General features: G+C 58.9%; 8 protein-coding genes, 2 tRNA genes and 1 pseudogene. 6 read left to right on the top strand and 5 right to left on the bottom strand.

Annotation, left to right across the window (positions count from 1 at the left end):
• Positions 1-104: 104 nt before the first annotated feature.
• A complete protein-coding gene (locus ACPJXG_RS05565) occupies positions 105-890 on the top strand; it encodes a helix-turn-helix transcriptional regulator (protein ID WP_278316814.1) in 786 nt (261 codons plus the stop codon).
• Positions 891-952: 62 nt separating this feature from the next.
• Here the strand turns inward: ACPJXG_RS05565 and ACPJXG_RS05560 are convergent.
• Together ACPJXG_RS05560 and ACPJXG_RS05555 are read right to left on the bottom strand one after the other, a co-directional pair.
• A tRNA-Met gene (locus ACPJXG_RS05560) sits at positions 953-1,029 on the bottom strand.
• Positions 1,030-1,171: 142 nt separating this feature from the next.
• A tRNA-Met gene (locus ACPJXG_RS05555) sits at positions 1,172-1,248 on the bottom strand.
• Between the two features lie 185 nt (positions 1,249-1,433).
• Here ACPJXG_RS05555 and ACPJXG_RS05550 point away from each other — a divergent pair.
• Genes ACPJXG_RS05550 through ACPJXG_RS05540 form a run of 3 tightly spaced genes read left to right on the top strand, consistent with a single transcriptional unit; the run spans position 1,434 to position 3,554 of the window.
• Positions 1,434-2,024 (top strand): NUDIX hydrolase, encoded by a 591-nt coding sequence (locus ACPJXG_RS05550; RefSeq protein ID WP_035821507.1) that lies wholly within the window; start codon positions 1,434-1,436, stop codon positions 2,022-2,024.
• A 30-nt stretch (positions 2,025-2,054) separates the two neighbouring features.
• Positions 2,055-2,771, top strand: coding sequence for a leucyl/phenylalanyl-tRNA--protein transferase (gene aat / locus ACPJXG_RS05545; RefSeq protein WP_035821509.1), 717 nt, complete (start codon positions 2,055-2,057; stop codon positions 2,769-2,771).
• A 60-nt stretch (positions 2,772-2,831) separates the two neighbouring features.
• A complete protein-coding gene (locus ACPJXG_RS05540; protein ID WP_035821511.1) occupies positions 2,832-3,554 on the top strand; it encodes an arginyltransferase in 723 nt (240 codons plus the stop codon).
• A 129-nt stretch (positions 3,555-3,683) separates the two neighbouring features.
• On the opposite strand, the gene ACPJXG_RS05535 is transcribed toward ACPJXG_RS05540, so the two are convergent.
• A complete protein-coding gene (locus ACPJXG_RS05535; protein ID WP_425253656.1) occupies positions 3,684-6,995 on the bottom strand; it encodes a S41 family peptidase in 3,312 nt (1,103 codons plus the stop codon).
• A gap of 203 nt (positions 6,996-7,198) precedes the next feature.
• Between ACPJXG_RS05535 and ACPJXG_RS05530 the strand changes: the two genes are divergently transcribed.
• Positions 7,199-8,248 (top strand): quinone-dependent dihydroorotate dehydrogenase, encoded by a 1,050-nt coding sequence (locus ACPJXG_RS05530; protein WP_425253655.1) that lies wholly within the window; start codon positions 7,199-7,201, stop codon positions 8,246-8,248.
• Positions 8,245-8,396: pseudogene (locus ACPJXG_RS05525) on the top strand (aldo/keto reductase); the annotation flags it as partial. The gene ACPJXG_RS05530 and the pseudogene ACPJXG_RS05525, both read left to right, overlap by 4 nt.
• 87 nt (positions 8,397-8,483) lie before the next feature.
• Here the strand turns inward: ACPJXG_RS05525 and ACPJXG_RS05520 are convergent.
• Positions 8,484-8,657, bottom strand: a complete 174-nt coding sequence (locus ACPJXG_RS05520) for a hypothetical protein (protein ID WP_425253654.1) — start codon at positions 8,655-8,657, stop codon at positions 8,484-8,486.
• Between the two features lie 10 nt (positions 8,658-8,667).
• A complete protein-coding gene (locus ACPJXG_RS05515; protein WP_425253653.1) occupies positions 8,668-10,758 on the bottom strand; it encodes a hypothetical protein in 2,091 nt (696 codons plus the stop codon).
• Positions 10,759-10,770 lie beyond the last annotated feature (12 nt).

Genomic DNA, 10,770 nt, shown 5'->3' with positions numbered 1-10,770 from the left:
GCTTTCAGAAAGAAAGCAGGCATTCTGGAATACAATATAAACAATTACAATTTAACTGTTTATGCTATTACTGATAGCAACAGACTCACCGGAAAGACAGCACCATGCGCACTTTGGCCCGCACCCGCCACGAACTGGCCGCCTACCTGCAGGCGCGCCGCGCACGCCTGTCGCCCGAGGACGTGGGCTTGCCCGGCGGCGGACGGCGCAGGACGCCCGGCTTGCGCCGCGAAGAAGTGGCGGCGCTGGCTGGCGTGGGGCTGACCTGGTACACCTGGCTGGAGCAGGGGCGCGACATCGGCGTCTCGAGCGCCTTTCTCGACAAGCTGGCCGAAGTGCTGAAACTGGACGGGGGCGAACGCCGCCACCTGTTCCTGCTCGCACATGCGCGTCCGCCAGCCGAAGAAGGCAAGACGTTTTGCGTGGTGCCCCCGCCGGTGCGCCGGTTGATGCACGAGCTGGCGCATCCGGCGTATGTGCTCAACCTGCGCTGGGACGTGCTGGCGTTCAATGCGGGCGCGGACACCCTGTTTGGCTTCGGCGCACATGTGCCATCGCGGCGCAATCTGCTGTGGCTCTTGTTTACCGATCCGCTGCTGCGCTCACGCTTCACGGCCTGGGAAGAGCAGGCGCCGCTGATGCTGTCGAGCTTTCGCCGCGACTACGCGCGCGCCACGCAGGAAGCGGACATTCACGCGCTGGTGCAGGAACTGGAAAAAGTCTCGCCCGAATTCAAGCTGTGGTGGCGCCGCCACGACGTACATGCGCCGTGTGCAGGCGTGCGCCGCCTGGACATCGGCGGCGAGCAGGTCGCGTATGAACACACCTCGCTGACCATCGATGCGGACCGCCATCTGCGGCTGGTCGTGTACGCACGCCAGCTGGAATAGGAAATCTCCCCGCATAACGAAAAAACCGCTGGCCCTCTTGCGAGGAACCAGCGGCTTCGAATTGGTTGCGGGGACAGGATTTGAACCTGTGACCTTCGGGTTATGAGCCCGACGAGCTGCCAGACTGCTCCACCCCGCACAATAATTATATACCAGATTGTTGCGGGGCGTAAAGGGCTTGATTTGACAATTGCATGCACGCCCCGTCTGCCGGAGTTCGCCGTTGGCCAGCAATGAAAAAAGCCGCCGATCTTTTGCAAGAATCAGCGGCTTTCCGGTATTGGTTGCGGGGACAGGATTTGAACCTGTGACCTTCGGGTTATGAGCCCGACGAGCTGCCAGACTGCTCCACCCCGCACAAGAATTATAAGCGCAAACGGGTGACTTAGGCAATAGCTATCTCAACTTCGGCTGCAATAGAGCCATTTAATGAAAAAACTCGGCCAATTGCCGCTTGGTATTGTGTCCGCCCGTCACGCCACGCCGCGCGCAATCGGTGTACAGTAAGCGTTACACTAGACACCCATTTTCCGAAGCCTGCCCATGAAATTCTGCTCCGAATGCGCCCATCCTGTCAGCCTCTCCATTCCGGAAGGCGACAACCGTCCGCGCTATGTCTGCGCCAACTGCGACGCCATCCATTACCAGAACCCGAAAATGGTGGTCGGCTCCATCCCCGTGTGGGAAGAGGACGGCCAGCTGCAGGTCTTGCTGTGCAAGCGCGCCATCGAGCCGCGCTTGGGCTACTGGACCCTGCCGGCCGGCTTCATGGAAAACGATGAAACGACCTCCGACGCGGCCGAGCGCGAAACGGTGGAGGAAGCGGGCGCGAATATCGAACTCGGTCCCCTGTTTTCGCTGCTGAACGTGCAGCGCGTGCACCAGGTGCACCTGTTCTACCTGGCGCGCCTGCGCGACCTCGATTTCGCGCCGGGCATCGAAAGCCTGGACGTGCAGATGTTTACGGAAGCGCAGATTCCCTGGGATGACCTGGCCTTTCCCACCATCCGCGCCACCCTGGAACTGTTCTTTGCCGACCGCGTGAAAATCCGCGAAGGCGGCAGCTATGGCTTCCATACGGGCGACATCACGCGCCCGATGGCGCGCGTGGATGCAGAGCAAGCGCCCGAGTAAGCCCCCATCACCCGCCACCTTTGACGCCGCATGATTCCCTGGCTCGACATCCACACCCCGTTTCCCGACGTCTCGCGCGCCCTGACCGACGAGGCGCCCGGCCTGCTGGCGGCCGGCGCCGACCTGTCGCCCGCGCGCCTGCTTGACGCTTACCGGCGCGGCATCTTCCCATGGTTTTCCGAAGGCCAGCCCATCCTGTGGTGGAGCACCGATCCGCGCATGGTGCTGATGACGGACGACTTCAAGGTGTCCGACAGCCTGGCCAAGACGATCCGCAAGGTCGAGCGCAGCGCCGCCACGGACGGGCGCTGGCAGCTGCGCTTCGACGGTGATTTCGACGCCGTCATGCGCGCCTGCGCGGCGCCGCGAAAGGATGGCCCGGGCACGTGGATTTCCGACGAAATCATCGCCGGCTACACGGGCTTGCACAAGCTGGGCTACGCGCACTCGTCGGAACTGTGGTTTGACGGTGAACTGGTGGGCGGCGCATATGGCGTGTCGATCGGGCGCATGTTCTATGGCGAATCGATGTTCGCGCGCGTGACGGATGGCTCGAAGATCGCGCTGGCACAGCTGGTGCGCTTTTTGCGCGCGCGCGGCGTGGCCATGATTGACTGCCAGCAAGAAACGAAGCACCTGGCTTCGCTGGGCGCGGCGCCCATTTCGCGCGCGCGCTTCCTCGCCCATGTAAGGATCGCCATTGAAGCAGCGCAAATCACGGATTGGCAAGCTGCGCCACCGGCATAAAAAAGCTATGATATCTCCACGCAGACTTCCATTGCCGCGGACAGACCAGACAGGATCAGCATGACGCACCTGAACGAACTACCGTTTGCCACCCTGCAGTTCTACACGACGGCGCCGTATCCGTGCAGCTACCTGGACGACCGCCAGGCCCGCTCGCAGGTCGCCACGCCTTCGCACCTGATCAACAGCGACGTGTATTCGGAACTGGTGCGCAACGGCTTTCGCCGCAGCGGCATTTTCACCTACCGGCCGTATTGCGATGGCTGCCAGGCCTGCATCCCCGTGCGCGTCGTGACGGGCGAGTTCACCCCGAACCGCAACCAGCGCCGCGCCTGGAGCCGGCACGCCGGCCTGCAGGCGGGCGTGGCCACCCTGTCCTTCCTCGACGAGCACTACGAACTGTACCTGCGCTACCAGAGCACGCGCCACGCGGGCGGCGGCATGGACCAGGACAGCCGCGACCAGTATGCGCAATTCCTGCTGCAAAGCCGGGTCAACACGCGCCTGGTGGAGTTCCGCGATGCCGAAGGCATCCTGCGCATGGTCAGCATCATCGACGTGCTGGCCGATGGCCTGTCGTCCGTCTACACTTTTTTTGACCCCGACGTGCCGGGCGCCTCGTACGGCACCTACAACGTGCTGTGGCAAATCGCCCAGGCGCGCGAACTGGGCCTGCCGTATGTGTATCTCGGCTACTGGATCGAACAGAGCCCGAAGATGGCTTATAAAATCAATTTCAAGCCGCTGGAAGCGAGGATCAAAGGACAGTGGGTGGTGATGTAAAACCAAGCGCATGTCGGTGGGGGCAGTTGGTAGGTCGGATTAGCGCGCAAGCGCGTAATCCGACACCACCGGCGGCGCCAACAATGTTGTCGGATTACGGCGCTGCGCGCCTAATCCGACCTACGCCTTTTATTTACTTTTATCCGGAAACGCCGGACGGGCAGGCCGCGCGGGCGGGTTCTGCGCCAGTTCGGCCTGTATCACCTCGATCGCTTTTTCCAGCTGCGGATCGCGGCCGGCGATGACGTCGGCCGGCGTTTGCTCGACTTCGATATCGGGCGGCACGCCTTCGTTTTCCACGCCCCAGCCATTCTCTCGCGTCCAGAAAGCCAGGTTCGGCGCCGTGATGAAGCCGCCATCCATCAGCACGGGGAAGCCGAGGACGCCCACCAGGCCGCCCCACGTCGCCTTGCCGATCAGCGGACCCATGTTATTTTTGCGGAACATCCACGGCAACAGGTCGCCGCCCGAACCGGCCGTCTCGTCGATCAGCATGGCGCGCGGACCCTGGATCGACGCGGACGGCGTCTTCATGTCGGCGCCATAGCGCATGGTCCACCAGGCGATTTCCTTCTTCTGCAGGATCTCGATGTAGTAATCGGCCACGCTGCCGCCGCCATTGAAACGCTCGTCGACGATGATGGCCTGCTTGTCCGCCTGCGGGAAGAAATAGCGCTTGAAGTAGGTGTGGCCCAGGCCCGCCGTATTGGGCACGTACACGTACGCCACCTTGCCGCCGGTCGCCGCATTGACCTTGCGCATATTGCCTTCGATCCAGTCGCGGTTGCGCAAGGCATCCTCGGTCGGCACCGGCACGACGGTGATCGTGCGCGCCCCCTTGCCGTCGGCCGATGGCCCCACGGTCAGGTCGATGGCCTTGCCGGCCGTGTTCTCGAAGGCGCTGTAGATATTCGTCGGCGGCAGCAAGGGACGGCTGTCGACGGCCAGCAGGTATTCGCCCGCCTTGACGTTCAGGCCAGGCTCCGTCAGCGGCGCGCGCAGGGCCGGATTCCAGTTCAAGCCGCCATACACTTTCTTGAAGCGGTAATGGCCGTCGCTCACTTCATAGTCGGCGCCCAAGAGTCCCCCCGGCACTTTCTTCGCCTCGATAAAATCATCGCCGCCACCGCCGCGGTGATGGCCCACTGCCAGTTCGCTGCACATCCACTGGATCAGGCGATTCAAGTCGGCGCGGCTGGACAGCTCGGGCAAGAACACGGCGTACTTGTCGCGCATGGCTTTCCAGTCCACGCCATGCATGCCCGGATCATAAAAATAATCGCGATTGATGCGCCACACCTCATTGAAAATCTGCGTCCACTCGGCGCGCGGATCGGCTTTTACTTCGATGGCGTCGACCTTGATCTTGCCTTCGCCGGGCGCCAGCAGCTTGCCCATGGCGGAACCCATGGCCCAGTTGTCCTTCTGGCGATACAGCAGCTTCTTGCCATCGGCCGACACTTCGAAGTCGTCCGCTTCGGCCACCACGGTTTCCGCCTTGCGCCCCTTCAGGTCGAAGCGCTGCACGGCCTTCTTGCCGTCGCTTTCGCGCAGCAAAAAGATCTGCCCCGCAGCGCCGGCGGTCAGGCTGGAAAACTGCGCGGCCGGTAGCGGCAGGTCGACGATGCGCGTTGCGATGCCGTCGAAATCGATGTGGATCGGCGCCACGGGCGCCACGACCACTTTCGGGTCGTCGCGGCCCGTCTTCGGATCGATCTTCGCTTCGCTCTTTGGCTCCGCTTCCGCCTTCGCCGTGTCCTTCTTGTTCTCCGTGCTGGCGGCCTTTTCCTCGTCGCTTTCCTTGATCAGCGGCGATGGCAGGTCGCGCCGCAGCACGGCCATCCACACGGTGCGCGTCACCAGGTTGTCTTCATTCTGCTGCGAGAACCAGTTGTTGCTGGGGCCTGCATTGGTGGACGCAAAGAAGTACAGGTATTTGCCGCTCTTGTCGAACACGGGCTGGGCCACGTCGGACAGACCATCGGTCACGGGCATCGACTTGTTCTGCTCGACGGAATAGATATACGCGCTGCGCGTGTAGGTGGGCGAATTGAGCGTGTAGGCCAGCCAGCGCGAATCGGGCGCCCACGAGGCGCGCATGCTCTTGTCGACGCCATACATCGGCTCCGTGGCGACCTTCTGCACCTTGCCAGTGCCGACGTCGATCACGTACATGCTCCAGCCATTGTCGGCAAACGCGATCTTCCTGCTGTCGGGCGACCAGACGGCGTTGTCATAGAAGCCGCTGCCATTGAGCTTGAATTTGCGCACCGCGCCCTTGCCATCCTGCGCCCGCACATGCAGTTCGTATTCTCCCGACTCGTCCGAAAAATACGCGACCGAACGGCCATCGGGCGACCAGATGGGCGTGCGCTCGTGGGCGCCGGCCGTCTGCGTCAGATTGCGCACGTCGCCCTTGTCGGCGGGGATGGTGACGATCTCGCCCCGGTACTCGAAGGCGATGCGCGCGCCCGAGGGCGAAATCGACGCGTCGCGGATGTATTTCGCGTTCTTGACCCAGCGGGGGCGTGTCTGCCCCAGGTCGCTGGCCACGGCGATGGCCAGCTTGTGCGCCTGGCCGCTGGCGATGTCGAACGCGTGCAGATAGCCGGCCTGCTCGTAGACTATCTTACCGTTCGCGGCCGACGCGTTCAGCACGGGGAAATCCGCATGCCGCGTCAACTGGCGCACGGCCTTCGTTTTCACGTCATAGGCAAACAGGTTGAATTCGCCGTTGCGGTCGGAGCGGAAGTACACGGTGTCGCCTATCCACATCGGGTCGACGTCATTCGAGCGCGTCGTCGGTTGGGGGATTTTTTCAATCGACTTGTCGCTGGATGAAAACAGCCACAGCCAGGAATTGGTGCCGCCACGGTAGCGCTTCCACTGCTTGAAGGCGGGCGCCAGCGGATTGTAGGCGATGCGCTTGCCATCGGGCGAATACGTGGCGCGCGAGGCGTTCGGAATTTCCAGCTGCGTTTCCACGCCGCCCGCCACGGGCACCGTAAACAGCTTCTGGAAGCGGTTGTTGAAGGCGGCGCGCGGTGAGGTGAACATCACGGCCTGGCCATCGGGCGTGAACGCCTGCGCCAGGTCCGCTCCGGGGTGGAAGGTCAGGCGGCGCGGCACGCCGCCGGCCGCGGCGATCACATACACGTCGACATTGCCGTCGATGTTCGCGCTATACGCGATCAGGCTGCCGTCGGGCGAAAATACGGGATGCGACTTGTCGCCCAGATCGGACGTCAGGCGCCGCGCGCCGCCGCCATCGAGGTTGGACAGCCACAGGTCGCCCGCATAGATGAAGGCGATGTGGCGGCTGGAGACGGCAGGCTCGCTCAACATGCGGGTGTCTTGGGTGTTCGGCAGTGCCAGGGCCGGGTGGCTTAGCAGCAGTGCGCTGGCGGCCGCGATGGCCGTCAAAATGCGTGTCTTTTTCAATCGATGTCTCGCTTATAAGGTAAAGAGAACAGGGAAGAAACAGGAAAGTCCAAGGCCCCATGCTGATTATCAAGGGATTAATATTGCACTAGACCAACAAGAACTATACACCCGGCAGGCGCGTGGAACACGGTAAAATACGGCACTTATTTCGCGCGCCGCCAGCCCTTCCCGGCGCCACGCACACCTACTCAAAGCGCCCCATGTCTGAAAAATTCCTGTACTCCCTCGCCCGTCCGCTGCTCTTTTCGATGGATGCCGAAGCGGCCCACCATCTCACCCTGCCCGCCCTGAAACGCGCCAGCGCGCTGGGCCTGACGAAGCTGGCCGGCAAACCGGCCGCCGACCCACGCACGGTGATGGGCATCACCTTCCCGAACCCGGTCGGTCTGGCCGCGGGCCTGGACAAGGACGGCGCCTACATCGACGCGCTGGCCGACCTGGGTTTTGGCTCCATCGAAGTGGGTACCGTCACGCCGCGCGCGCAGGCGGGCAATCCGAAACCGCGCATGTTCCGCCTGCCGCAGGCGCAGGGCATCATCAACCGCATGGGTTTCAATAATGGCGGCGTGGACGCCTTTGTCGCCAACGTGCAGGCGTCGAAGTTTTACCAGAACCGCGCCGGCGTGCTGGGCCTGAACATCGGCAAGAATGCCGACACGCCCATCGAACGGGCGGCTGACGACTACCTGCTGTGCCTGGAAAAAGTCTACCCGTACGCCAGCTATGTGACGGTGAACATCTCGTCGCCGAACACGAAGAATTTGCGCCAGCTGCAGGGTGCGTCGGAACTCGACGCCCTGCTGTCGCAACTCAAGGATGCCCAGGCGCGCCTGGCGGACAAGCACAAGCGCTACGTGCCGCTGGCCCTGAAAATCGCGCCGGACATGGATGGCGAACAAGTGAAAAGCATCGCCGAGTCGCTCACGCGCCACCGGATCGACGGCGTCATCGCCACCAACACGACCCTGTCGCGCAGCGCCGTCGAAGGCATGCCGCACGGCGCCGAAGCGGGTGGATTGTCGGGCGCACCCGTGTTCGAGCTGTCGAATAATGTCATCCGCTTGCTGAAGGCGGAACTGGGCGACGCGCTGCCCATCATCGGCGTGGGCGGCATCATGCAGGGCAAGGATGCTTTGGCCAAGTTCGAGGCGGGCGCGCAGCTGGTGCAGCTGTACAGCGGCCTGATTTACGCCGGTCCGGCGCTGATCAAGGATTGCGCGCGCGCGCTGCGCGGCAAACAGGCAAAATGATCAACAAGATCAAACTGGGTGCCAGCAGCCTGGAAGTGAGCCGGATCTGCCTGGGCACGATGACCTTCGGCGAGCAGAATAACGAAGCTGAAGCGCACAGCCAACCCGACTGGGCACGCGCGGCGTCAACTGTATCGATATGGCGGAAGCGGTAATGCAAGGTGCCTGGAAAGCGCCAGGGCAGCACTGATTCATTCAATTTCTGGAAATTTTCCGCTTTAGAAATCAAAAGCCCCTACGTGAATTTCAAGCGAAAATCCGAATAAATCAGCAGCTCACTCAGCGTTCCCGTGCCTGTTGCGATGGGCGGTGCGGTGGCAAGAGGGAATACCACGGTCTCTTTGCCGCCAAGCCAGGCATATTCTTTTCCAGGCATCACCGCCACATTAAAAACACATTCCACGTTCAAAAAATCATCATTAATGAAGGGGAGCCGCCAGCGATTCTTCCGTTGCAACGGTACCTATGATGAGTTGAGGCTTTACGTTAGGCCTGGCAAGACGTTTTGCGTAGCCACTGGTGTTAGAGTCTTTATAATTTCTCCCTATTACAAGTTTAATTGCCGCCCAGTCATTATGATCTTTAATGACACCTGGTACCGCATGATCAGAAATATATTGTGGGTAAACAGCTGCATCTTTTTTATTATTTATATTCCAATCACCAAAGATGCCCGGATCCGCACCACGTCCGATAAGGGAATTTTCATCGACAGAATATTCATCTAAACTGCCTCCGCTGCCATCCGAATAATCAATCTTCATATTCGGGGTAGTGCAAGGGCCCTCAGGCATATGACAAAGCGTAAATGTACCTTGGGGATAACCAAACGCAGTATAATGGTAGCCTGTTATATTACCATTTACTCCTCGGATTGCATTGACAGCTGTAGGATAATTATTCAGCGAATGATAGTAACGGAACAGTGCACCATCCCCTGTGACCGAAGATGGCAATCCATTAAGCTGATACAAATAATTCATGACACTAAAATAATTTGGCTTACGGTGATCATGAACGTCGCCACCATGACGTAATCCAAGCGTATGACCCAATTCATGCATGATCGTGCTAGCCTGGGTATTGATTCGAAAATTAGTATGATTCTGATCTGCAGGAAGGGCGCCAGCAAACACGGCTGTCATTGTTACCTGAAATTTATTTCCAGGAAGTTCTGCAAGGCCAGAACTAGTTGCGCCTGTAAGTTCATTCTTGCTGGCCATTAAAGCATATCGAAAGATCGGTCTGCGACGTACATCGACAGCACTGGAATAGGTATATAAATTTTTGCAGCCTGTTTGAAGTGCTTTAAGCCCAAAAATACGATCACCAATTGGTGATGTAATCTGGGTACAGGGTTCAAGGGACTGCTCATGCGATACATTACCAGACAAATTATAATTTACCGCATCAAACGTCGGGCTGAACTTATTTCCAGCATCAAAATGCACAACAATATTATGCTGATTCGCCTGAAAAGCATCCACAATATTTTTTAATGCGGCACTTTGCAAGTCGATAATTGGGTTGTTCGGATCCAGCATATAGTCAACGTGAATAAACATATCTCTTTGCCCCGGACGCGCGCCCATACCATACAAATCCAGGCCTGCAAAAGTTCCACCATTGACCTTCGCGGAATCTGGAATCCCATCTTTATCACTATCCGTTGCAGTTCCGGCCACGTCGTTTTTGCCGCCAGGGGTGGGAAACCCCACCAAGGTCCAGTCATTGTTTGTGCCGGTTGTCCTGAGATTATTGCTCAGCCGCACTATTGACGCACTGTTATGATCAAGGGGATCGAAGGAGAAGCTTACTTCATGGGTCAGTCGTTCCGGGAACGCAGCGACATTTTCTACACTCTTAACGCTACCATTACTCCAGAAATTGGCGGTGATTGGATTAGTCATTTCCGCTCCGAATCGGACAAAATCGGCCGTTTTCACATTATTGGCATCTGTTGCATCAAGTAGTTCCACAAAGCCAGCCGCGTCGGTCCAATAAGGAACATACTTTTTTGTTGCGTCAACAATATAGGCGTGGCCTGTCTTATTGGCTGTAATGTCTTTCTGATTAGCATCTATCAAGCCATCGAAATCTCTTCCCGCCAAAACAAAATACCCGCCGGCAGGAATCATTATTTTCGGCAGGTTAAATGTCACAGGCGCTGGACTTACATTTATGGGGAGCGATGGATTTTGGTACCTTTGGTGGTAGCTAGAAACATCCAGCCCCCCCGATCGCAACTTGTAGGAACTTAAATCAATTGGCGTGGCCGAGTTATTAAATACTTCAAACCATGCTCCCCCCTTGTCGCGCCTATAGTTTGCGGCAACTTCGCTGATTAACAATCCTTCTTTTGCTACAATCGGCGTAGCCCGGACAGCTAGTTTCGATTTAACTTTCGCTCCCGATTCCGTTCCGCTATCATTACCACCTCCGCACCCGGTTAAAATTCCGGCGAGGGCAAGTATCGTACAGCTTATGATAAATTTACTCATTTTATTCATTTCATTTTCCTT

Source organism: Janthinobacterium sp. NFX145 (assembly GCF_049810325.1).
GTDB lineage: Bacteria > Pseudomonadota > Gammaproteobacteria > Burkholderiales > Burkholderiaceae_D > Janthinobacterium > Janthinobacterium rivuli.
The sequence above is the reverse complement of the archived record's forward strand: the minus strand, read 5'-3'. Positions and strand labels throughout refer to the sequence as shown.

Coding starts and splice junctions, on each gene's coding strand:
- ACPJXG_RS05565 (WP_278316814.1), top strand. CDS start 105: ATGCGCACTTTGGCCCGCACCCGCCACGAACTGGCCGCCTACCTGCAG.
- ACPJXG_RS05550 (WP_035821507.1), top strand. CDS start 1,434: ATGAAATTCTGCTCCGAATGCGCCCATCCTGTCAGCCTCTCCATTCCG.
- aat (WP_035821509.1), top strand. CDS start 2,055: ATGATTCCCTGGCTCGACATCCACACCCCGTTTCCCGACGTCTCGCGC.
- ACPJXG_RS05540 (WP_035821511.1), top strand. CDS start 2,832: ATGACGCACCTGAACGAACTACCGTTTGCCACCCTGCAGTTCTACACG.
- ACPJXG_RS05530 (WP_425253655.1), top strand. CDS start 7,199: ATGTCTGAAAAATTCCTGTACTCCCTCGCCCGTCCGCTGCTCTTTTCG.
- ACPJXG_RS05515 (WP_425253653.1), bottom strand. CDS start 10,758: ATGAATAAAATGAGTAAATTTATCATAAGCTGTACGATACTTGCCCTC.